Source organism: Neorhizobium sp. P1_A6 (assembly GCF_056406795.1).
Genome location: NZ_JBFTZM010000005.1, coordinates 280,674 through 301,661, shown reverse-complemented (window position 1 = coordinate 301,661; position 20,988 = coordinate 280,674). Strand labels below are relative to the sequence as shown.

Here is a 20,988-nt window from a genome sequence, read left to right as displayed (position 1 = left end):
ATCGTCAGCGGTGTCGCGACTGCGGCAATACGTAGGGGATGTGGGCAGCCGGCAGGCGGCCGACGGCACCGGTTATTCCATAGACGCTGGCGATGATCGCGTCGTTCACCGTTTCCGTGCAGGCGCCTTCCGCCACCACCCGGCCGTGGTTCAGCACCACGAGATGGTCGGCGAACTCGGCAGCCAGGTTGAGGTCGTGCAGGATGGCGAGCACGATCCCGCCGGCATTGGCGAAGTCGCGGGCGATTTCCAGCACCGAGATCTGGTGTCCGAGGTCGAGGCTCGCGGTCGGCTCGTCGAGGAACAGCGCCCTCGGCACGCCGTCTGCGACCGGCTGCGGCACCTGCGCAAGTGCGCGCGCAAACTGCACCCGCTGCTGCTCGCCACCCGACAGCGACGGATAGGGCCGGCTTTCGAAACCGCGCAGGCCCACGCGAGACAAGGCCAGGCGCGCCTGCTCGGTCGGATTGAGCGCCCCTTGCGCCACCGCGCCCATGCGGACGATTTCGAGCGCTGTGAACGGAAATGCAAGCTGCGTCGCCTGCGGCAGCACCGCCCGGCGCTTGGCAAGCTCGACCGGCTGGCAGAGATCGACGCTGGTACCGTGATAGCTGACGAAGCCGATATCGGGTTTCATCTCGCCGGAGATCACCTTCATAAGCGTCGATTTTCCGGCGCCGTTCGGGCCTATGACGACGGTGAATCGGCCCGGCTCGAGATCGATGCCGACATTGTCGAGCAGTTTACGGCCCGAGCGGGCGACGGTGACGTGCTCGGCGGAAATCATGGCATGTCCCTCATGTTGACGCCGTTTTTACCCAGCAGCAGGAAGAGGAAGACAGGCGCACCGAACAGGGCAGTGATAACGCCAATCGGCAGTTCCGCCGGAGCAGCCACCGTACGGGCAACGGCATCGGCCAGAAGCAGGAGCGCGCCGCCGCCGAGCGCCGAGCCCGGCAGCAGGAAGCGGTGCGACGGTCCCATGACGAGGYGCAGCAGATGCGGCACGACGATGCCGACGAAACCGATCGAGCCGGCGACAGCGACGGTCGAACCGCAGGCGGCGGCGACGGCGACGATGACGATCTTCTTCAGCCGCTGCACCGGTATCCCCATATGGAACGCGGCCGCATCGCCAAGCACCAGCGCGTCGAGCCCGCGCGCCACGAAGGGCATGATGAGCATCACCGCGCCGATGAAAGGCAGAATGGACAACACTCGGCCGAACGTGGCGCCGCCGAGCGAGCCGAGGCTCCAGAAGGTAATGTCGCGCAGCTGCCGGTCGTCGGCCATGACGATCATCAGGCCCATCAGCGCCGCCGAAAGCGCACCGATCGCAATGCCGGACAGGATCAGAGCCGTCGTCGACGTCCGCCCGTCGCGGGTGGCGATGAGATAGAGCGCCCAGGTGTTGAAGAGACCGCCGAAGAAGGCCATCAGCGGCAGGAACTGGTTGCCGAGCAGCATGGCGACCGGCGCCAGAATGCCGTTGCCGAGCACGATCGCCGCAACCGCGGCAAGTCCCGCGCCGGAAGTCACCCCGACGATGCCGGGATCGGCAAGCGGATTGCGGAACAGGCCCTGCATCATCGCGCCGGAGACGGCAAGCCCGGCGCCGACCAGCAGGCCGAGCGCGGTGCGCGGCAGGCGGACCGCTTCGAGGATCACCCGTTCCTGTGTAGACAGACTGGCGCTGTTGCCGGTCGCATAGGTCCAGAGATCGCGCAGGCCGACGCCGGTCGGGCCGATACCGAGCGAAAGCAGGCACGCGGCAAACAGCATAACCGCCAGGAGAAGAAGCATGACGACGCCCTGGCGGGTCCGGTCTCCATCCTCCGCCGGCCGGAACGGCATCGCCAGCGCCTTCATCATCAGTTGATCGCCCCGGGATAGATCCGGGCGGCGAGCGAGCGGGCAGCGTCCGGGGTGCGCGGGCCGAAACCGAGCAGCAGCAGGCCGTCCATGGTGACCAGCGCCTTGTTGGCGGCAGCCGGCGTCGTCTGCATCGACGGCATCGCGAAAACCTGTTCCGGCGTCATGACGTGATCGCCGCGCGACATGGCGAGCACGACATCCGGCTTGGCCGCGATGACGGCTTCGTCGGCGAGCGGCTTGTAGCCGTTGATCGTCGGCGCGGCATTGATACCGCCGGCCATTTCGATCACCGCACCCGCTTCCGTATCGGCACCGCCGGCCATGACGCGGTTATTGGTGAGCGACAGCACGAACAGGACCTTCTTCTTCGGACCGGGAATCTTGGCGACGTCAGCGGCGAGCTTCTTCAGCCCCTCTTCCGTCTTCACGGCAAGCGCCTCTGCCTTGTCGGAAAGCCCGACTGCCGCTCCCACGTCGCGGATCTTCCTGCCGATCGCATCCGCCTTCGGCGGTGTCGGGATGACCACCATCGGCACTTCGCTGGCTTTGAGGATTTCGATGACCGGCGGCGGGCCGGAATCCTGCTCCATCAGGATCAGATCGGGCTTTTGGCCGAGAATGCCTTCCGCAGACAAGGCGCGCATATAGCCGACGTCCGGCTTGGAGTTGGCCGCATCCGGATAGAAGCTCGTCGAGTCCCGTGCTACGATCCGGTCCTCGGCGCCAAGCGCATAGAGGATCTCGGTGATCGTGCCGCCGATGGAAACGATCCGCTTGGCCTCCGGATTGCCCTTGTCGGATGCAGCCGCGACGCCCGCGACGAGACCGGTGCCCAGGAGGACGGCTGTGAAAAGCCCCCTCAAGGTGAAGGAAGACCCCATGATACCCTGCTCCTTGTCTGCTCAAATCGAGGCGCAATATGCCTCGGGTCCGCCTGGCCGGCGGATATAACTTGAGTTGACTACGCAAGTTTTTTAGGCTTTTCAAGGGGACCGGCCGCAGATATCTTGAGCCGAAAGTGAAACTTTAAGTGAGGGACTATCCATGTACATCGCCATGAACCGATTCCGCGTCGTGCCGGGTTATGAAGAGGCGTTCGAAGCCATCTGGCGCGGCCGCCAGGGCCGCCTCGCGGAGCTGCCCGGTTATGTGGAGTTCCACATGCTCAAGGGCCCGAAGGCGGAGGATCACACCCTCTACGCATCCCATACCGTGTGGGAAACCTTCGAGGACTTCCAGGCCTGGACGAAGTCGGAACAGTTCCGCGCCGCCCATGCGAATGCCGGCAACAACCGCGGCAAGGTGGAATATCTCTCGGGTCCGCATTTCGAAGGTTTCGAAGTGATCATCCACGAAGACAAGAACGGCGTGCGCGCCGACGCTGCTGCCTGAGGTCCCGATGAACGCCGTTTCCGAAATCAGCCCGGACCGTCGCCAACGGGCTCTCACCGCTCTGGCGGAGAAGCCCGACGGCGTCGTCGAGGCGATCGCCGCCAATGCCGACGTGACGCCCGCCGAGATCCTCGAAATCCTGCCGAAAGGCGCGGCGATCATCGCCGACAAGGAGAGGTTCGCCGACATCTGGGCCGAGATGAGCACCTGGGGCGAAGTCCTGTTCATCGTCCATACCGAAGACATCGTGCTGGAGGCCGAAGGCACCCTGCCGATGGGTTCGGAGGGGCATGGCTGGTTCAACATTCACGGCGACAGCCCGATCGGCGGTCACATCAAGAAGGATAACTGCGCGTCGGTGACCCTCGTCGATCGTGCCTTCCACGGCCGTCGCTCCTGCTCGGTCTGGTTCATGAATGCCAAGGGTTCGGCGATGTTCAAGGTCTTCGTGAAGCGGGATGCCGCACGCGAACTGATCGCCGAGCAGCTTCAGAAGTTCGAAGCACTGCGCAACAGCTACGCTTGAGCAGTGGCCGCTCCGTGAGTTTTGGTGATTCGGACGAAAAATAACCGTTCGAATCACTTTTCAGCGGAACTTTTCCTTTTCTCGTGCATTTGCAGCGTCATGGCAGGCCTTGCGARGCAGGCTGGCGGCTGCGTTACGATCGTTTCAGCCCCCCGTACCGCCCCTTGAGGTGATTGTCATTGAATGAGGCGCCGCCGCGCCATAGGCGGACCGATCGCTTGGCCATGAGGCAGAGAAGAGCGATCCTTAGCGGCGCGGCGCGCCTCATCGACTTTTCCAGCCTCATCGAGGCTTGCTCATCGAGACTTGAAAGACGCGCTAGAGAGCCGGCACCCATTTCCAGAAAACGCCTTCCATACGCTCCGGATAATATTTGAACTCGCATTCGAAGCGGCGGCCGTAGGCTTCCGCCGCCTTCAAGGCTGCCTCGCTCACGGGGTTCATGCCCGTTCCAGGCGCAAACCAGTCTTCCATCAGGTCGTCCGGAATATAGACGCCGATCCTCAGCGGCAGGGCGGTCAGCGTCTTGTCGAGTTCTTCAGGCGGTATGGTTTCAGGCGGCATGACTTTTCCTCCTCCACGAAAAGACGAACGTCCCAAAGAACGTCCGTCTTTCCGCGAAGTTCCGGTCTCGGACCGGCAGCCCGATCTGGCGTCTCGGCAAATCGGGTATCTCGTCAGTGATGGGCGGCGTGGTCGGGCTTGCCCTTGCGCTTGGTCGAGGCGAAATCTTCAAGCTGCTTTTCGCTCATGGATTTCTCCATGCCCTTCGAAGCGCCCTTGAGTTCGCTCTTCTTCATATCGCCGCGTTTGGCCGCAAGCGCCGCGCCGGCTGCCTTCTGCTGTGCTTTGGATTTCGCTGGCATATCTGCCTCCTGAAGTTTGCACGCTTAATCAACAGTCAGCCGCGGCTTTGGTTCCCGCCTAGGCCACCGGCGGAACCTGTTGCGTTGCCAACGGTTGAGAGATGAGCCCGGATGGATGTCTGGAATGGCTCGACATCAGAGAAAGGAACCATCGCCATGGACGCCAAACGCCCAGCTGCCGACAGCGGCAAGACCCCAGCCGACGGCAACAAGACCAATGACGCGCTCCAGGAGCAATTGGACGACGAACAACTGGACACCACCAACCCGGAAGCGCTGAAGGAAGCCGCAAGGCTCGGCGGCAGCGACGCCTATCTGGTCGAGAGCGATCTTGAGGACCGGGACGGGCGCGAAGACGGCGACCAGCCGGACGGCCGCGCCAGCCCTATGGCGAATGCCGATAATCCCGAACGCTGAAGCGTCACGACAGTCGCAAAATGACCGAAAACGGAACCTCCGGGCATGCCTGGGTGTTCCTCTGCGCGAAGCCACATTTCGGAGATCCGTAATGAATGCTGAAGCGAATGCCGCGCAGAATCTGCCGAGGGAGAAGGCTACCCACCCGGTCGACACCATGCCGGGAATGGAGGTGAAGGCTGCGCCGACGCTTGCCGACGCGGATTCCGAAGCCTTTGTCGCCGAGGCGGTCGAGGATCTGGCCAAGTGCCATATCCCGTTCCTGCTGGCCGGCACGTTCGCCATCAGTGCCTATACGGGCATCACCCGTCAGACGAAGGATCTCGACATCTTCTGCAAGGCCGGCGACTACGCCCGCATCCTCGCCCATTTCAAGGACAAGGGTTATCATATCGAGGTCGAGGACGACCGCTGGCTCGGCAAGGTGAAGAAGGGCCGGCACTTCTTCGACGTCATCTTCGCCGCCTCGAACGGCACGATGCCGATCAGCGACGCGTGGTTTGAAAACGCCCGCCAGATCGAGATGAACGGCCACAAGGTGCGCATCATCGCGCCGACCGAACTCATCTGGTCGAAATGTTTCGTGCAGCTCCGCCACCGCTATGACGGCGGCGACATCGTCCATATGATCCTGCGCGCTCATGACCAGATCGATTGGGAACGGCTGCTGAGCCATATGGAAGTGCATTGGGAAGTGCTGCTGATCCACCTCCTGAACTTCCGCTGGATCTACCCGACCGAGCGCGACAAGGTGCCCGACTGGCTTCTGGACGAACTGCTCGACCGCCTGAAGGCGCAGCGCGAACTGCCGCTGCCGCAGATGAAGATCTGCCGCGGTCGCATGTTCAGCCGGGTGGATTTCGAGATCGACGTCAAGGAATGGGGTTTTGCAGACGTCGGCGGCGAAGGCGACCTTCGCGACGGCGTCGAAGAGGAAATGGCCGAAGGAGGCTTAGCGTGAGCAAAGCAACCGACGCGAAGAGCGTCACCGTCCAGACGGAAACAAAAAAGGCTGACAGCGACAAGGCATCGACGAAGAAGGCGAACGGCAAGCAGCGGATCGCAGCGATGGGCGACCTGCACATCAAGGAGCACGGTTCGGCGTCCTACAGGGAGTTGTTCAGCGAAATCTCGCAGGCTGCCGATATCCTGGTACTGACCGGCGACCTGACCGATCTCGGCAAACCGAAGGAGGCGGAAATACTGGCCGCCGATCTGCGCTCCTGCTCGATCCCGATCGTCGGCGTGCTCGGCAATCATGATTACGAATGCGGCTGCGTCGAGGAGGTCACCCATATCCTGAAGGATGCCGGCATCAACCTGCTGGAAGGCCAGGCCGTCGAGATCAATGGCGTCGGCTTTGCAGGCGCCAAGGGTTTCGCCGGCGGTTTCGGCCGCCACATGCTCGGCTCGTTCGGCGAGCCTGCCATTAAGGCCATGGTCACCGAAAGCGTCGAGGAAACCATGCGGCTCGAAAACGCGTTGCGCCAGGTTCGCTCGGAACGGGCCATGGTCATTCTGCACTACGCGCCGATCCGCGAGACCGTGATCGGTGAGCCGGAGGAGATTTATCCGTTTCTCGGCTCGTCGCGCCTTGCCGAGACTATCGACCGGTTTCCGGTGAAAGCTGTGGTTCATGGCCACGCGCATCGCGGCACCTACGAAGGCAGGACGCCGGGCGGCGCCCTTGTCTACAATGTCGCCTCGCATATCGAGAAGCCGACCGGAAAGCCGTATGCGCTGCTCGAGCTTTAGGCCGTTATCGCGACCAAACTCCTCTGGACAGGACACCGGGCGGGAGGCCTAATTGTTCATCTAGGCTCGCTGAGTGCCGGATCGCGTCGGCATTTTGAAAGGGGCAGCTGGCGGGTGGAGTAAATCTCCCGGACGATTTCGTCCTTGCCAGTCGAAACGTTCATGCAAAAGCAGGCGTAGCCATGGCTGTAGTTTATGGTCACATGCTCGCCCTCAGCCATGTCCTTGATCTTGTCCATGCCTTTGGCTTCGTAGCCGCCCTGAAGCATGATTAGCCATTCATTCTGGGCATCGATCAGCGTCCAGTTGCGCGGCGTCGGATTGACCAGCCAGCCGCAACGCGTTTCGGCAAGCGCCGCCGCCGGCACAAGCAAGCATGAAAAGCATATCGCAAATAGTTTCTTCATCATCGCCTCCCGTTCAACACAGGAATACGCTGCGGCGATCCACGCGTCCACGGCGATTTGCTACCGATATGCTCACACATGCAGTGCATGTCCCAGCGCCTTCAGCGCCGCCTCGGCAAACGCCTCCGACTGCGTCGGATGCGCATGAATCGTCCCCGCAATATCCTCCAGCCGCGCCCCCATCTCGATCGCCAGCCCGAAAGCAGCCGAGAGTTCGGAGATGCCAGCGCCGACAGCCTGGATTCCGAGCACAAGGTGGTTGTCCGCCCGCGCCACGATGCGGACAAACCCTTCCTCTGCCGATAGCGTCATCGCGCGTCCGTTGGCGGCGAACGGAAACTGACCGACCTTGATCTCGCGGCCCTGCGCCTTCGCCTCGTCCGGCGACAGGCCCACGGAGACGATTTCCGGATCGGTGAAGCAGACGGCGGGGATGGCCCGCCTGTCCCAGGAACGGCGCTTGCCAGAGACGATCTCCGCCACCATCTCGCCCTGCGCCATTGCCCGGTGCGCCAGCATCGGCTCGCCGGTGACGTCGCCGACCGCATAGATGCCGCGCATCGAGGTGCGGCACTGCTCATCGACCTTCAGGAACCTGCCGTCCATATCGAGTTCCAGCTCCTCGCGCCCCCAGCCTTCGGTGACCGGCTTTCGTCCGACCGTGACGAGGATCTTGTCGGCAGCGATGCGTTTCTCCTCGCCGGCACCGGTCTCCGCCAGCAGAGCCTCGCCATTCGAGGAAATGCCCTTGACCTTGGTGCCGAGCAAAACCTCGACGCCTAAAGCCGCGAGCCGCTTGGCGACCGGCTGGGTAAGCTGCGTATCGTAGAGCGGCAGGATGCGATCGAGCGCCTCGACGATCGTCACGCTCGCTCCGAGCTTGGCAAAGGCGAGCCCAAGTTCGAGGCCGATATAACCGGCGCCGACCACCGCCAGCCGCTGCGGCAGCTCGGTCAGGGACAGCGCGCCGGTGGAGGAAATGACCTTGCCCCCGAACGGCAGCATCGGCAATTCGACCGGCGCAGAACCGGTGGCGATGACGATATTTTCGGCGCGGATGACCTGCTCGCCCGTCTCGGTCTCCACCGCGACCGTCTTGCCATCCCGGAATTTTGCCCGGCCGACGACGATCTTGACGCCAGCCTTCTTCAGGAGGCCCGCGACGCCCAGCGTCAGCCGGCCGGTAATGCCGTCCTTCCAGGTCATGGTTTTGGCAAGGTCGATCGCCGGATTGTCGGCCTTGATGCCCATTGCATTTTTGCCCGCCGCCATCGCGACGGTCTTCGCGAAATCGTCGGCCGCATGGATGATTGCCTTGGAGGGAATGCAGCCGATATTGAGGCAGGTGCCGCCCGGCTTCGCCATCTCGACGATGACCGTGTCGACCCCCAGCTGGCCGGCCCGGATGGCGCAGACATAGCCTCCCGGACCGGCCCCGATGACGAGGAGCTTGCAGGTGATCTCTTTCATTGTTCTTGTTCCACCTCACTCCTCGACGAAGATTAGCGCCGGTGTTTCCATCAACGCCTTCAGGCGCTGCACGAAACTCGCGGCATCCCAGCCGTCGATCACCCGGTGGTCGAAGCTGGAGGACAGGTTCATCATCTTGCGCGGCACGAATTGCGCCCCGTCCCAATGCGGCCGAACGGCAAGCTTGTTGACGCCAATGATCGCCACTTCCGGATGGTTGATGACCGGCGTCGAGACGATGCCGCCCATCGCGCCGAGCGAACTGATGGTGATCGTCGAACCGGACAGTTCCTCGCGCAGCGCGGTACCGTTCTTGGCCGCTTCGCTTAAGCGTGCCACTTCCCGGGCGCAGTCGAAGATGTCGCGCGCCTCGGCGTGCCTGACGACCGGAACGACGAGGCCCGAGGGCGTCTGCGCCGCGATGCCGATATGCACGCCGCCATATTGGCGGATGATACCGGCCTCGTCGTCGTAAAGCGCGTTGATGCCGGGCTGCTCACTGATAGCTTTGACCATCGCCCGCATCAGGAAGGGCAAGATGGTGAGTTTCGGCCGGCCGGGCTTCTGGGTGCCGTTCATGCGGGTCCGCAACTCTTCCAGCGCGGTCATGTCGACCTCCTCCACATAGGTGATGTGGGGGATGCGGGATTTCGACAGCGCCATCTTTTCGGCGATGCGGCGGCGAAGGCCGACGACCTTGACCTCCTGAACCGCCCTGTTCGGCTGCAGCCCGACAGCGACAGCTCCGCCGCCTCCCTGGCTGTTCAGGAACGTGTCCAGATCCTCATGGGTAATGCGCCCAGCCGGGCCAGTGCCCGGCACTTGCCGAAGGTCGATGCCCGCCTCCTTCGCCCGAAGACGAACGGCCGGCGGCGCCAGCGGCTTTTCTCCCTCGGCACGGGGGACTCCGACATTCCTCGGAACAGATGAAGCCGCCGGCCTCTGCGGAATAACCTCCGGAGCAGGCTTCGGCCTTTCCACCACCGGCTCGGATTGCTTCTGCGGTTCGACTGACAAAGCTTCGGGCTGGGACAGCGGAAGCTCGATCTCCGGCTCCTCCTCGCCGTCGGCGCCGTCGCCCACGGTCCTGATCTTGAGGATGACGGTGCCGGTGGCGATCACGTCGCCGATCTCGCCGTGCCGAAAGGTCACCTCGCCTTCCACGGGCGACGGGATTTCGACGGTCGCCTTGCCGGTCATCACGGCCGCCAGCACCATGTCTTCGCGGACCAGATCGCCGACATTGACGTGCCATTCGACCAGTTCCGCTTCCGCGACGCCTTCGCCGACATCCGGCAGCTTGATGAGTTTTTCCGCCATGTCTCAGGCCTCCATCATGTCGCGCAGCGCCCGGCCGACGCGGGCCGGGCCTGGAAAATAATCCCATTCCTGCGCATGCGGATAAGGCGTGTCCCAGCCGGCAACCCGGGTGACCGGGGCCTCGAGGTTGTAAAAGCAATGCTCCTGCACCAGTGCCGCCAGTTCCGCGCCAAAGCCGGATGTGAGCGTCGCCTCGTGCACCACCATGCAGCGACCGGTCTTCTTCACCGAAGCGACAATGGTATCGAGGTCGAGCGGCATCAGGGTGCGCAGGTCGATCACCTCGGCGTCGATACCGGTCTCCTCGGCCGTCGCTTCCGCCACATGCACCATCGTGCCATAGGCGAGCACGGTCACCGCCGAACCCGGCCGCCGCACCACCGCCTTGCCAAGCGGCACGACATAGTGCTCTGCCGGCACCTCGCCGAGCGGATGGCCGGCCCAGGAGGTCACCGGCCGATCGTGATGGCCGTCGAACGGGCCGTTATAGAGCCGCTTCGGTTCGAGGAAGATCACCGGGTCGGGGTTCTCGATCGATGCGATCAGCAGGCCCTTGGCGTCATAGGGATTGGACGGCACCACCACCTGCAGGCCGCAGACATGAGTAAACAGCGCCTCTGGGCTCTGGCTGTGCGTCTGTCCCCCAAAGATGCCGCCGCCGGTCGGCATCCGCACGGTGATGCCGCAGGTGAAATCGCCGTTGGAGCGATAGCGCAGCCGCGCCGCTTCCTGGGTGAGTTGGTCGTAGGCCGGATACATGTAATCGGCGAACTGGATCTCGACACAGGGTTTCAGCCCGTAGGCCGCCATGCCGATCGCCACGCCGACGATGCCGGATTCGTTGATCGGCGCATCGAAGCAGCGCGTCTTGCCGTATTTCTGCTGCAGCCCCTGGGTGCCACGGAAGACGCCGCCGAAATAACCGACATCCTCACCGAACACGACCACATCGTCGTCGCGCTCCATGGAAACATCCATCGCGCTGCGGATCGCCTCGATCATCGTCATGCGCGGCATGGGCGGGCCTCCCGGAAAAGGTTGGCATCGAGATCGGAGGAAGCAAGCCCCCTTCTGGCCTGCCGGCCATCTCCCCCACAAGGGGGGAGACAACTCGTGGCACTGCCCCATTTTACATCAGGCGACAGCGAGGCCGGGTTAGCCCCTCCCCCTTGTGGGGAGGGGTTGGGGAGGGGTCTTTCAAGATCAAAAAGAACCATCATCACACCCCCGCCTGCTGCCGCTGCCGCTTCAGATGCGGCGGCATTTCGGCATAAACACCTTCGAACATATCCCGCATCGACGGCCGGCCGCCGGAATGCAGCGTGCCGTGGCGCTCCGCCTCCTTCTGGGCGGCGACGACTGTGTCGCGGATTTCGGCCTCCATCTGCTTGTGCCGCTCCTCGCTCCAGGTGCCGATACGGATCAGGTGGTTCTTCAGCCGGATCACCGGATCGCCAAGCGGCCAGGCCTCGGACTCCTCCTTCGGGCGATAGGCGGAGGGATCGTCTGAAGTGGAATGCGCGCCGACGCGGTAGGTGACGTATTCGACCAGCGTCGGGCCGATATTGCGCCGGCCCCGCTCCGCCGCCCATTTGGCGACCGCATGCACTGCGAGATAATCGTTGCCGTCGACGCGCAGCGACGGCAGCCCGTAGCCGAGGCCGCGGGCGGCAAAGGTGCCCGAGCCGCCACGCGCGACGCCTTGGAAGGTGGAGATGGCCCACTGGTTGTTGACGACATTGAGGACAACAGGCGCCCGGTAGGTGGAGGCGAAGACCAGCGCCGAATGAAAATCCGACTCGGCGGTCGATCCGTCACCGATCCAGGCCGCAGCGATCTTCGTGTCGTTCTTGATCGCGGATGCCATGGCCCAGCCGACGGCCTGCACATATTGCGTGGCGAGATTGCCCGAGATCGTGAAGAAGCCAAACTCCTTGGCCGAATACATGATCGGCAGCTGCCGCCCCTTCAGGGGATCGGCATCATTGGAATAGATCTGGTTCATCATCTCGACCATCGGATAGCCGCCGGCAATCAGCAGGCCGGCCTGACGATAGGTCGGAAAGTTCATGTCACCCGGGAGAAGCGCCTTGCGGAAGGCGCAGGAGACCGCCTCCTCGCCGAGATGCTGCATGTAGAAGGACGTCTTGCCCTGCCGCTGCGCCATCAGCATGCGGCTGTCGAAGACCCGCAGCAGCATCATGTGCTTGAGGCCCTCCATCAGTTCCTCGGGCGTCAGCGAGCCGGCCCAGGGGCCGACCGCCTCGCCCTCGCGGTCGAGCACGCGGATGATCGAATAGGCGAGGTCGCGGATCTCCTTCGGATCGACATCCACCTCCGGCCGCCGCACCGAGCCGGCCTTCGGGATCGGCACGTTGGAGAAATCCGGCTTGCCGCCCGGCCGCACTTCCGGCTCGGGCACATGCAGGCTCAGTCTCTGTCCATCCGTCATTCGTTTCTCCTCCCAAAGAACCGGTCAAAATCTGTCGTTCAACGCGGCGCCATCCGCAGCGCTCCGTCGAGACGGATCACTTCGCCGTTCAGCATCGGGTTTTCGATAATGTCGCGCACCAGCCGCGCGAATTCGGCCGGACGCCCGAGCCGCGGCGGAAACGGCACCGATTTGGCCAACGAGGCGCGTACCTCGTCGGAAAATCCGGCCATCATCGGCGTCTCGAATATGCCGGGCGCGATCGTCATCATCCGGATGCCGTCGCGGGCCAGTTCACGGGCGATCGGCAGCGTCATGCCGGCCACCGCCGCCTTGGAGGCGGAATAGGCGGCCTGGCCGATCTGCCCGTCATAGGCGGCAACCGAGGCGGTGGCCACAAACACGCCGCGCTCGCCCTCCTCGTTCGGCTCACTCCTGGCGATCGCCTGCGCCGCCAGCCGGATCACGTTGAACGTGCCGATCGTGTTGATCTCCAGCGCGCGGGCAAAATTTTCGAGCCCATGGACGCCTCCTCTGCCGAGCACTTTTTCCGACGGCGCGATGCCGGCGCAGCACACGGCGCCCCGGATCGGCCCGTTGGCGGCCTCCGCCTTGGCAACCGCATTTTCGACCGCTTCACCGTTTCGCACATCGGTCTTCACGAAGATCGTGCCCTTGCCGAGTTCCTCGGCTTTTGCCCGACCACTCGTCTCATCGAGGTCGAGCAAAGCAACGCAACCGCCCGCTTCGACAAACATTTTAGCGGTCGCGAGCCCAAGGCCGGAAGCGGCACCGGTCACCAGAAAATTTCCGCCTTCGATCCGCATCCCATCCTCCTCAGTTCGCCAGGCCGCGGGCGATAATGATCTTCTGGATGTCGGACGTCCCCTCGTAGATCTGGCAGACACGGACATCGCGATAAATGCGCTCGACGGGAAAATCGGTAATGTAGCCGTAGCCGCCAAGCGTCTGGATCGCCGCGGAGCAGACCTTTTCAGCCATCTCGGAGGCGAACAGTTTCGCCATGCAGGCTTCGTCGAGACACGGCGCGCCGCGATCCTTCAGCCGCGCCGCATGCAGGACCAGTTGCCGGGCCGCCTCGATCTGGGTCTTCGCATCCGCCAGCCGGAAAGCGACCGCCTGGTGCTCCAGCAAGAACTTGCCAAAAGTCTTGCGCTCCTTGGCATAGGTGAGCGCCACGTCGAAGGCAGCCTGCGCCATGCCGACGCATTGCGCCGCGATGCCGATCCGGCCCGCTTCCAGTCCCGACAGCGCGATCTTCAAACCGGCGCCTTCCGCCCCGATCCGCTGGCTTGCCGGAATGCGCAGGTTGTCGAACATCAGCGCGGCAGTATCGGACGCCTTCTGGCCGAGCTTGTCCTCGACCTTGGAAATCGAAAATCCGGGCACATCGGTCGAGGTGACGAAGGCGGAGATGCCGCGTTTTCCGGCGGCGGGATCGGTGACCGCAAAGATGATCACCGTGCCGGCGATCTTGCCGGACGTGATGAACATCTTGGAGCCGTTGACGACATAGTCGCTGCCGTCTCTCACGGCGCGGGTGCGGATGGCCGCGGCATCCGAGCCGGTATCGGCCTCGGTCAGCGCGAAGGCRCCGATATGACGGCCTTCGGCGAGCGGCCTGAGAAACCGTTCCTTCTGGTCGTCGGAAGCGTGCATGTCGAGGAGGGAGCAGACCGGGGAATTGTGGACGCTGACCAGCGTCGAAACCGAGCCATCGCCGGCGGCGATCTCCATCAGCGCGCAGGCATAGGCGACATAGGAACAGCCGACGCCGCCCCATTCCTCCGCCGTTCGCATGCCGAGAAATCCGAGCTCGCCGAGCTGTTTCAGCACGTCCGGCTCGATCGCGTGCGACTTGTCGCGCGCAGCAGCGCCGGGTTTCAGCACCTGCCGGGAAAACTCCGCGGCAGTCGAGCGGATAAGCTCTTCCTCCTCAGTCAGCATGCACTGATCTCCTCCCCGAAACCGCCTGCATGAGTGCTAAATTAGGACTGAACCGGGCCGGCGACTACTCCTTTGAACTTGTTATTTGTTACTCGCGCGCGCAATTTTATTGCGCCTGTGCCCCACAATGGAACTCGAAGCCTCTTCGGCCGTTTGCCGGTCTCTCTCAACCAGGGGCTGGTCAGCATGCCGGAACTGAATGCCGTCACCGAGTTTCGCGCGTTTCCAAAGACGTGGGGCGCCGAATATGTCGCCGCCGGCGAAGTGCGGTTCCGGCTTTGGGCACCCGGCCAGGAGACCGTGACGCTGAGGCTGAACGGCGAAGATACCGAGATGAGCCGCAGCGACGACGGCTGGTTCGAGTTGCTTGCAACCGGCATTACCCCCGGCGCCGAATATGCCTATGTCCTTGCCGATGGCATGGTGGTGCCCGACCCCGCCTCGCGGGGACAGAAGGACAGCGTCAACGGCCCGTCGCTGGTGATCGACCCGACCAGCTACACCTGGCAGCATCCGGAATGGCAGGGCCGGCCCTGGGAAGAAACGGTCGTCTACGAAATCCATATCGGCACGTTTACGGAAGAAGGCACTTTCCGCGCCGCGGTCGACAAGCTGCCTTATCTCGCAGACCTCGGCATCACCATGATCGAGGTCATGCCCGTCGCCCATTTCGGCGGCAATCGCGGCTGGGGTTATGACGGCGTGCTCCTCTATGCGCCTCATGCCGCCTATGGTCCGCCGGAGGATTTCAAGGCCTTCATCGATGCCGCACACGGGCACGGGCTGACGGTGGTACTCGATATCGTGCTCAACCATTTCGGCCCGGAGGGCAATTATCTGCCGCTTCTGGCGCCTGCCTTCTTCCACAGGCAAAAGATGACGCCCTGGGGTGCCGCGATCGCCTATGACGTCGAGCCGGTGCGGCGCTACATCACCGAATGCGCGCTCTACTGGCTGGAGGAATTCCATCTTGACGGATTGCGTTTCGACGCCATCGACCAGATCAACGATCCCTCCGAAAAACATGTACTGATCGAGATCGCCGAGCGTATCCGCGCCGAGATCCCCGAACGCGCCATCCACCTGACCACCGAGGACGCCCGCAACGTCACCTTCCTGCACCCCCGCGACGAGGACGGCAAGGCGCCGCTCTTCACCGCCGAATGGAACGACGACCTTCACAACGCCGCCCATGTCCTGGCGACCGGGGAGACGCATGCCTATTACAAGGACTTCGCCTGGGAGCCGGAAATGCTGGTGGCGCGGGTGCTGGCGGAAGGTTTCGCCTATCAGGGCGAAGTCTCGCCGCAGACCGGTAAAAAGCGCGGCGTATCGAGCCTCGATCAGCCGCCGGTCGCCTTCGTGGATTTCATCCAGAACCACGACCAGGTCGGCAATCGCGCCCAGGGCGAGAGGTTGATCGAGCTTGCAGGCCCCGACAAGGTGAAGCCGCTGCTCGCTATGCTGCTTCTATCGCCGCATATCCCGCTCCTCTTCATGGGCGAGGAATATGGCGAGACCAATCCCTTCCTGTTCTTCACCGATTTCCATGGCGATCTCGCGAAAGCCGTGCGCGATGGCCGCCGCAAGGAGTTCGAAGGGCATGCGGGCCACGAGGGAGAGACCGTCCCCGACCCCAATGCCAAAAAGACCTTCGATGCCTGCAGGCTCGACTGGAAGAAGCTGGAATCAGCGAACGGTAAGGACTGGCTGGAGTTTACCAAGGCGCTTCTGAAACTGCGGCGGGAGATCGTGATGCCCCTGCTCGGCTCCGCGGGCGGTCGCTCCGGCAAGGTGCTGAGGACCGACAAGGGCTTCCTCGCGGTCTCCTGGGTCTTCCCGAAAGGCACGCTCTCGATGGCGCTCAACCTTGGCGAAAAGGCGCAGGCGCTGCCGGACATGCCAGGCAGCGTGATCTTTGCATGGCCGGAACAGGCGAAGGACCTGCCCCCCAACTCCGTGCTCGTCCGTTTCGAAGCTGTCGGAGACGCCGCATGATGATCCCGACCGCCACCTATCGCATCCAGTTCCGCAACGGCATGACCTTCGATCGCGCCAGCGGACTGGTGCCCTATCTGAAGCGGCTCGGCATCAGCCACCTCTACGCCTCGCCCATCTTCACCGCCACGACCGGCTCCACCCATGGCTACGACGTGACCGACGCCAATGAGATCGACCCCGCGATCGGCGGCCACGACGGTTTCGAACGCATGGTGAGGGCGTTGAAGGCCGAGGGGCTCGGCCTGATCCTCGACATCGTTCCGAACCACATGGCTGCGTCGCTGGAAAATTCCTGGTGGCGCGATGTCGTCGAAAATGGCGAGAAGAGCCGATATGCTCGCCATTTCGATATCGACTGTACCAGGCGCCTGACATTGCCCTTCCTCGGCGACACGGTCGAAAAGGTACTGGAAGCCGGGGAGATTTCCCTCAAGGCCGATCCGAAAACCGGCAAGCCGGCACTGGCCTACTACGACACCTTTTATCCGCTGGCCTCGGCAAGTTACGCCGGGCGCGAGACGGAAGTGCTGAAGATCACCGACCGCGCCGCGATTGCCAGACTGCACGACCAGCAGCCCTACCGGCTGATGTCCTGGCGGGATGCGCCGCGTGAACTCTCCTATCGCCGTTTCTTCGAGATTACCGGACTTGCCGGCGTGCGGGTCGAGGATGGCGCAGTGTTCGACGACACGCACCGGCTGATCCTCGAACTCGTCCATGACGGCAAGGTGGACGGCCTGCGCGTCGACCACGTCGACGGCCTCGCTGATCCGAAGGGTTATCTCGAACGCCTGCGGCAGGAGGCCGGGCCGGATTGCTACATCACCGTCGAAAAGATCCTCGGAGAAGGCGAACAGATCCCGGCAGACTGGCCGATCTCCGGCACGACCGGTTACGAGTTCATCGCAGCCGTCAGCGATGCCCTGGTCGACGGCCGCAAGCTGGACGAACTGCGTGGCGGCTACGAAAGGATGACCGGCCAACCGGTCGACATGGAAGCCGAGCTGCGCGCCGCAAAGCTCCTGATGGCCGACAACAATTTCGCCGGCGAGGTCTCGACGCTGCTGAATATCGCCATGCAGATCCAGCCTACGGAGGACCGCGAATCCGCTCTGTCGGAGGCGGCGGTGAAGTCGGCGCTGCGGGAACTGCTCGTCGCCTTCCCGGTTTATCGCACCTATGGCACCCGGCAGGGCATTCCGCCGGAGGGCCGGGAGATGCTGGCGAAGGTTCTCGACAAGGTGCGCAACGGCCCAAACCCGCCGGAGCATACGGCGCTCGCCTTCCTCGAACGGATCCTGGTCGGCGATGTCGAGCAGGCGGCAGCCAGTCAGGCATCGATCTTCCGTACCCGATTCCAGCAGCTCACCGGCCCGCTGATGGCGAAATCCGTGGAGGACACCCTGTTCTTCCGGCAGCACATGGCGCTGGCTCTGAACGAGGTCGGAGCGGAACCGCTGCCCCGCAGCTTCTCGCTCGATCGCTTCCACGCGGAAATGCAGGTGCGGCTGGAAAGGCAGCCCGACGCCCTGTCTGGCACCTCGACACACGATACCAAGCGCGGCGAGGATGCCCGCGCCCGGCTTTATACAATCACCGAGGCCCCGGACCTCTGGGCCGATGCCGTCGATCGCTGGCGCAGGATCAACAGCCAAGCCGTCCGCGCGCTGGACGACGGACCCGCTCCGGAACCTGCGGTCGAATGGATGCTCTACCAGGCGCTCGCCGGCGCCTGGCCAAACGATCTCCACACCGAAGAAGCAGCAGGCCTCAAGGCGCTGGAGACACGTCTCCTCGGCTATGTCGAAAAGGCACTGCGCGAGGCGAAGCTGCGCACCAATTGGGACGCTCCAAATGGGACCTACGAGAAGGCGGTCCTGGAGTACGCCCGCACGCTTCTGTCACCCAGCAACCAGGCCTTCCTGACCGACTTCACCGATACCTTGCGCCCCTTCATCCGAGCAGGCCTGGTGAACAGCGTCACTCAGACGATCATCAAGCTGACGGCGCCGGGCGTACCCGACATCTATCAGGGCAGCGAGGGCCTCGACCTCAGCCTCGTCGATCCGGACAACCGCCGCGAGCCGGATTTCGGCGGGCTCCAGCAGCGACTTACGGAGAGGGAAAAGCTTGCCTCCACCGAGGAGGGAGAATGGCAGAGCGGCCGGCTGAAACAGCATGTCATCGCCACCCTGCTGCGCGTTCGCCAGGAGGCACCGACCTTGTTTCGGCGGGGAGAATATCTGCCGCTCGGAGCGTCGGGCAAGCGCGCTGACAACGTCATAGCCTTCGCCCGCGCCGACATGGACGACGCCTTCATCGTCATCGCCCCGCGGCTGGTGTTCAGCGCGCTGCATGCGGGCCTTGCCCCGTCTCGGTCCGAACGCTGGGCGGAAACGGAGATAACTCTGCCCGAAAGGCTGGGGCACCGCCGCTATCGCGATGTCTGCACCGGCAAGGTCGTCGATCCCAAGGATCGCATCGCTGTCAACTTGGTGTTCGCAGACCATCCCTTCGCGCTTCTCCTTGCGGAATGATCCGCTCGCACCTCGAACCAGCCTTTTACAAAGCGAAGACGCCGATCCTTGGGAGACGGCGCCTTATCAATATTCTTCGGCTTGGGGTTCACGGATACCGGTGGAAGCAAGGCTTCCGATTGGATTCATTGAAAAATCAAGCAAACCCGACAAGATTAAGCACAGCGATGACGATGACGACCGCGCCGACCAACCAAACGATGCTGTTCATGACTTTCTCCTTTTGATGTCGTGAAATTGAACGACGACAGGCGTAAAAGGTTCCGGTAAAAACATGCCCGGAACAAACGAGCCTGACGTGGGTTGAACGAACGTCTAGCGGGGTCCTGCCCCGCCAAATGGGTGGGGCAATATGGCCGATGAAACTTTACAGAACGGCATGACGGGCGGAGAAACAAACCCACCACGCGTCGTCATCGTCGGCGCCGGTTTCGGCGGGCTGGCGACTGCCGGAGCGCTCGGCAACAGCCCCATCGACGTGACCGTCATCGACCGGCGCAATCACAATCTTTTCCAGCCGCTCCTGTATCAGGTCGCGACCGCCGCACTGTCACCCGCCGACATATCGGAGCCGATCCGCCGCACGCTGGGGCGCTTCAAGAACATCAACGTCATGCTGGCGGAGGTCACCGGCGTCGATGCCGCAGCTAAGACCGTGACGCTCGATAACGGCACGTCGGTCTCTTACGACCGCCTCGTCATCGCCACCGGCTCGGACTACAACTATTTCGGCCATGACGACTGGCGCGCCTGGGCGCCGGGCCTGAAGACCATCCACGAGGCAAGGCTGATCCGCCAGCGACTGCTGCTCGCCTTCGAGAAGGCCGAGCTTTCCCATGATCCGGAAGAAAAGAAGGCGCTGCTCACCAGCGTTATCATCGGCGGCGGTCCGACCGGCGTCGAAATGGCAGGCGCGATCGCCGAACTCGGCCATTTCATGATCACCCGCGATTTCCGCAAGCTCGAGCCGGATCACATGCGGGTCATCCTCATCGAGGCCGGCCCGAAGATCCTCGCCACCTTTCCCGACAACCTCACCCAATACGCCCTGAAGGCCCTGGAGAAGGCCGGCGTCGAGGTGATGACGAATCTGGCCGTCGAATCCGTCACCAGGGACGAGGTCATCGCCGGCTCGCAGCGTTTCCGCACCAGCTGCGTCATCTGGGGTGCGGGTGTCAAAGCCTCGCCCGCAGCCAGATGGCTCGGCATCGAAGGCAAGGCGGGAGGGCGCATTCCGGTCGAACCGGACCTCTCCATCACCGGCTTTCCGGATATCTTTGCGATCGGCGACACGGCGCTGGGGCTTGCGGAAGATGGCAAGCCGCTGCCGGCGCTCGCCCAGGTCGCCAAGCAGCAGGGGCAATATCTCGGCAAGGCGCTGCGGGCGAGACTGCTGGACGGCAAGGCGCCCCAGCCTTTCCGGTTCCACAACCGTGGCAATACCGCCGTCATCGGCCGCGATGCCGCGATCTTCGATTTCGGCAAATGGACTCTCAAAGGTCGGGTCGCCTGGTTCCTCTGGGCGCTCGTCCATGTCTACCTGCTCGTCAATTTTGAAAAACGCCTGCTGGTTAGCGTACAATGGATCTGGCGTTACTTGACCCAGCAGCGCGGAGCGCGGCTGATCGATGAAAATGCCGCCACCTCGGTTCCGTCTTCCACGCAAAGGACAGAGACATGAACACCGCCAATCCGCAGCTCGAAGGCCTCTATCTCGCCGTTGCCGCGATCAACCGGCTTCTGGTCGAAAAGGGTGTCGTCTCCCATGCCGACATTCAGAGCGCCCTGCAGGCGGCCGAACGCACCGTGCTTGCCGACGACAAGCCGCTCGCAGTCTCGACGTCCCATCAGAAGGCGATCGCATTTCCGATCCGGCTGCTGCTTCTGGCAAACGAAGCGAACGAGCAAGGCACCAAGTTCTGTTTCGAGGATCTGGCACGGGAAGTCGGCCGCCGCACCTGAGAAAATGTACCCGCCAAACATGAACGGCGGCGTGAGCCCACGCCGCCGCTGTTGTCGTGGG

21 protein-coding genes are annotated in these 20,988 nt (G+C 63.2%); 9 read left to right on the top strand and 12 right to left on the bottom strand.

Annotated elements, in window-relative coordinates:
• Positions 1 to 4: 4 nt before the first annotated feature.
• From AC1D3C_RS13155 to AC1D3C_RS13145, 3 genes are read right to left on the bottom strand one after another with little or no spacing between them, the layout of a single operon-like run.
• Positions 5 to 787, bottom strand: a complete 783-nt coding sequence (locus tag AC1D3C_RS13155; RefSeq protein WP_477483191.1) for a heme ABC transporter ATP-binding protein — start codon at positions 785 to 787, stop codon at positions 5 to 7.
• Positions 784 to 1,872 (bottom strand): FecCD family ABC transporter permease, encoded by a 1,089-nt coding sequence (locus tag AC1D3C_RS13150; RefSeq protein WP_477483190.1) that lies wholly within the window; start codon positions 1,870 to 1,872, stop codon positions 784 to 786. The genes AC1D3C_RS13155 and AC1D3C_RS13150 overlap by 4 nt, the downstream gene beginning before the upstream one ends.
• On the bottom strand, positions 1,872 to 2,756 hold the full coding sequence (locus tag AC1D3C_RS13145) for a heme/hemin ABC transporter substrate-binding protein (protein ID WP_477483189.1): 885 nt from the start codon (positions 2,754 to 2,756) through the stop codon (positions 1,872 to 1,874). The genes AC1D3C_RS13150 and AC1D3C_RS13145 overlap by 1 nt, the downstream gene beginning before the upstream one ends.
• A 163-nt stretch (positions 2,757 to 2,919) precedes the next feature.
• Here AC1D3C_RS13145 and hmuQ point away from each other — a divergent pair, with 163 nt between their 5' ends.
• Complete coding sequence (gene hmuQ / locus AC1D3C_RS13140; protein ID WP_037076909.1) at positions 2,920 to 3,267, top strand: heme-degrading protein HmuQ; 348 nt, start codon at positions 2,920 to 2,922, stop codon at positions 3,265 to 3,267.
• Between the two features lie 7 nt (positions 3,268 to 3,274).
• Positions 3,275 to 3,793, top strand: a complete 519-nt coding sequence (gene hutX, locus AC1D3C_RS13135) for a heme utilization cystosolic carrier protein HutX (protein ID WP_477483188.1) — start codon at positions 3,275 to 3,277, stop codon at positions 3,791 to 3,793.
• Positions 3,794 to 4,111: 318 nt separating this feature from the next.
• On the opposite strand, the gene AC1D3C_RS13130 is transcribed toward hutX, so the two are convergent.
• Together AC1D3C_RS13130 and AC1D3C_RS13125 are read right to left on the bottom strand one after the other, a co-directional pair.
• Positions 4,112 to 4,357, bottom strand: a complete 246-nt coding sequence (locus AC1D3C_RS13130; protein WP_247138380.1) for a hypothetical protein — start codon at positions 4,355 to 4,357, stop codon at positions 4,112 to 4,114.
• 113 nt (positions 4,358 to 4,470) lie between these two features.
• The gene (locus tag AC1D3C_RS13125; protein WP_038544703.1) at positions 4,471 to 4,659 is read right to left on the bottom strand and encodes a DUF3008 family protein; all 189 of its coding nucleotides are present in this window, start codon (positions 4,657 to 4,659) and stop codon (positions 4,471 to 4,473) included.
• Positions 4,660 to 4,815: 156 nt separating this feature from the next.
• Between AC1D3C_RS13125 and AC1D3C_RS13120 the strand changes: the two genes are divergently transcribed.
• The 3 genes from AC1D3C_RS13120 (at position 4,816) to AC1D3C_RS13110 (ending at position 6,831) form a co-directional block, all read left to right on the top strand.
• Positions 4,816 to 5,076 (top strand): hypothetical protein, encoded by a 261-nt coding sequence (locus tag AC1D3C_RS13120; protein WP_477483187.1) that lies wholly within the window; start codon positions 4,816 to 4,818, stop codon positions 5,074 to 5,076.
• Positions 5,077 to 5,242: 166 nt separating this feature from the next.
• Entirely contained in the window at positions 5,243 to 6,037 is a 795-nt protein-coding gene (locus AC1D3C_RS13115; RefSeq protein ID WP_038549547.1) for a nucleotidyltransferase family protein, read from the top strand.
• A gap of 107 nt (positions 6,038 to 6,144) precedes the next feature.
• A complete protein-coding gene (locus AC1D3C_RS13110) occupies positions 6,145 to 6,831 on the top strand; it encodes a metallophosphoesterase family protein (RefSeq protein WP_477483255.1) in 687 nt (228 codons plus the stop codon).
• A 56-nt stretch (positions 6,832 to 6,887) separates the two neighbouring features.
• Here AC1D3C_RS13110 and AC1D3C_RS13105 read toward each other — a convergent pair whose 3' ends face one another.
• The 7 genes from AC1D3C_RS13105 to AC1D3C_RS13075 form a co-directional block, all read right to left on the bottom strand.
• Positions 6,888 to 7,241: a DUF4087 domain-containing protein gene (locus AC1D3C_RS13105; protein WP_437179026.1), complete on the bottom strand. Its 354-nt coding sequence runs from the start codon at positions 7,239 to 7,241 to the stop codon at positions 6,888 to 6,890.
• A 69-nt stretch (positions 7,242 to 7,310) separates the two neighbouring features.
• Positions 7,311 to 8,708 (bottom strand): dihydrolipoyl dehydrogenase, encoded by a 1,398-nt coding sequence (gene lpdA, locus AC1D3C_RS13100; RefSeq protein WP_477483186.1) that lies wholly within the window; start codon positions 8,706 to 8,708, stop codon positions 7,311 to 7,313.
• A 15-nt stretch (positions 8,709 to 8,723) separates the two neighbouring features.
• Entirely contained in the window at positions 8,724 to 10,028 is a 1,305-nt protein-coding gene (locus AC1D3C_RS13095) for a dihydrolipoamide acetyltransferase family protein (RefSeq protein WP_477483185.1), read from the bottom strand.
• 3 nt (positions 10,029 to 10,031) lie between these two features.
• Positions 10,032 to 11,045 carry an alpha-ketoacid dehydrogenase subunit beta gene (locus AC1D3C_RS13090; RefSeq protein WP_038544714.1) on the bottom strand — a complete coding sequence of 338 codons (1,014 nt, stop codon included), beginning with the start codon at positions 11,043 to 11,045 and terminating at the stop codon, positions 10,032 to 10,034.
• 202 nt (positions 11,046 to 11,247) lie between these two features.
• Positions 11,248 to 12,480 (bottom strand): thiamine pyrophosphate-dependent enzyme, encoded by a 1,233-nt coding sequence (locus tag AC1D3C_RS13085; RefSeq protein ID WP_477483184.1) that lies wholly within the window; start codon positions 12,478 to 12,480, stop codon positions 11,248 to 11,250.
• 38 nt (positions 12,481 to 12,518) lie between these two features.
• The gene (locus tag AC1D3C_RS13080; RefSeq protein WP_477483183.1) at positions 12,519 to 13,286 is read right to left on the bottom strand and encodes an SDR family NAD(P)-dependent oxidoreductase; all 768 of its coding nucleotides are present in this window, start codon (positions 13,284 to 13,286) and stop codon (positions 12,519 to 12,521) included.
• A gap of 10 nt (positions 13,287 to 13,296) precedes the next feature.
• Positions 13,297 to 14,427: an acyl-CoA dehydrogenase family protein gene (locus tag AC1D3C_RS13075; RefSeq protein ID WP_477483182.1), complete on the bottom strand. Its 1,131-nt coding sequence runs from the start codon at positions 14,425 to 14,427 to the stop codon at positions 13,297 to 13,299.
• Positions 14,428 to 14,613: 186 nt separating this feature from the next.
• Here AC1D3C_RS13075 and treZ point away from each other — a divergent pair, with 186 nt between their 5' ends.
• From treZ to AC1D3C_RS13055, 4 genes are all read left to right on the top strand, one after another.
• Complete coding sequence (treZ, locus tag AC1D3C_RS13070) at positions 14,614 to 16,425, top strand: malto-oligosyltrehalose trehalohydrolase (protein ID WP_477483181.1); 1,812 nt, start codon at positions 14,614 to 14,616, stop codon at positions 16,423 to 16,425.
• Positions 16,422 to 18,965, top strand: a complete 2,544-nt coding sequence (treY, locus tag AC1D3C_RS13065; protein ID WP_477483180.1) for a malto-oligosyltrehalose synthase — start codon at positions 16,422 to 16,424, stop codon at positions 18,963 to 18,965. The genes treZ and treY overlap by 4 nt, the downstream gene beginning before the upstream one ends.
• Positions 18,966 to 19,317: 352 nt before the next feature.
• Positions 19,318 to 20,646 carry an NAD(P)/FAD-dependent oxidoreductase gene (locus tag AC1D3C_RS13060; RefSeq protein ID WP_477483179.1) on the top strand — a complete coding sequence of 443 codons (1,329 nt, stop codon included), beginning with the start codon at positions 19,318 to 19,320 and terminating at the stop codon, positions 20,644 to 20,646.
• Positions 20,643 to 20,927, top strand: a complete 285-nt coding sequence (locus tag AC1D3C_RS13055; RefSeq protein ID WP_038544725.1) for a hypothetical protein — start codon at positions 20,643 to 20,645, stop codon at positions 20,925 to 20,927. Before AC1D3C_RS13060 ends, AC1D3C_RS13055 begins: the two co-directional genes overlap by 4 nt.
• Positions 20,928 to 20,988 lie beyond the last annotated feature (61 nt).

Bases quoted from the DNA above. Each gene is read 5' to 3' on its own strand.
- hmuQ (WP_037076909.1), top strand. From the start codon at position 2,920: ATGTACATCGCCATGAACCGATTCCGCGTCGTGCCGGGTTATGAAGAG.
- treY (WP_477483180.1), top strand. From the start codon at position 16,422: ATGATGATCCCGACCGCCACCTATCGCATCCAGTTCCGCAACGGCATG.
- AC1D3C_RS13155 (WP_477483191.1), bottom strand. From the start codon at position 787: ATGATTTCCGCCGAGCACGTCACCGTCGCCCGCTCGGGCCGTAAACTG.
- AC1D3C_RS13090 (WP_038544714.1), bottom strand. From the start codon at position 11,045: ATGCCGCGCATGACGATGATCGAGGCGATCCGCAGCGCGATGGATGTT.
- hutX (WP_477483188.1), top strand. From the start codon at position 3,275: ATGAACGCCGTTTCCGAAATCAGCCCGGACCGTCGCCAACGGGCTCTC.
- AC1D3C_RS13130 (WP_247138380.1), bottom strand. From the start codon at position 4,357: ATGCCGCCTGAAACCATACCGCCTGAAGAACTCGACAAGACGCTGACC.
- AC1D3C_RS13080 (WP_477483183.1), bottom strand. From the start codon at position 13,286: ATGCGGATCGAAGGCGGAAATTTTCTGGTGACCGGTGCCGCTTCCGGC.
- AC1D3C_RS13095 (WP_477483185.1), bottom strand. From the start codon at position 10,028: ATGGCGGAAAAACTCATCAAGCTGCCGGATGTCGGCGAAGGCGTCGCG.
- AC1D3C_RS13105 (WP_437179026.1), bottom strand. From the start codon at position 7,241: ATGATGAAGAAACTATTTGCGATATGCTTTTCATGCTTGCTTGTGCCG.
- lpdA (WP_477483186.1), bottom strand. From the start codon at position 8,708: ATGAAAGAGATCACCTGCAAGCTCCTCGTCATCGGGGCCGGTCCGGGA.
- AC1D3C_RS13120 (WP_477483187.1), top strand. From the start codon at position 4,816: ATGGACGCCAAACGCCCAGCTGCCGACAGCGGCAAGACCCCAGCCGAC.
- AC1D3C_RS13085 (WP_477483184.1), bottom strand. From the start codon at position 12,480: ATGACGGATGGACAGAGACTGAGCCTGCATGTGCCCGAGCCGGAAGTG.
- AC1D3C_RS13145 (WP_477483189.1), bottom strand. From the start codon at position 2,756: ATGGGGTCTTCCTTCACCTTGAGGGGGCTTTTCACAGCCGTCCTCCTG.
- AC1D3C_RS13055 (WP_038544725.1), top strand. From the start codon at position 20,643: ATGAACACCGCCAATCCGCAGCTCGAAGGCCTCTATCTCGCCGTTGCC.
- treZ (WP_477483181.1), top strand. From the start codon at position 14,614: ATGCCGGAACTGAATGCCGTCACCGAGTTTCGCGCGTTTCCAAAGACG.
- AC1D3C_RS13115 (WP_038549547.1), top strand. From the start codon at position 5,243: ATGGAGGTGAAGGCTGCGCCGACGCTTGCCGACGCGGATTCCGAAGCC.
- AC1D3C_RS13125 (WP_038544703.1), bottom strand. From the start codon at position 4,659: ATGCCAGCGAAATCCAAAGCACAGCAGAAGGCAGCCGGCGCGGCGCTT.
- AC1D3C_RS13060 (WP_477483179.1), top strand. From the start codon at position 19,318: ATGGCCGATGAAACTTTACAGAACGGCATGACGGGCGGAGAAACAAAC.
- AC1D3C_RS13110 (WP_477483255.1), top strand. From the start codon at position 6,145: ATGGGCGACCTGCACATCAAGGAGCACGGTTCGGCGTCCTACAGGGAG.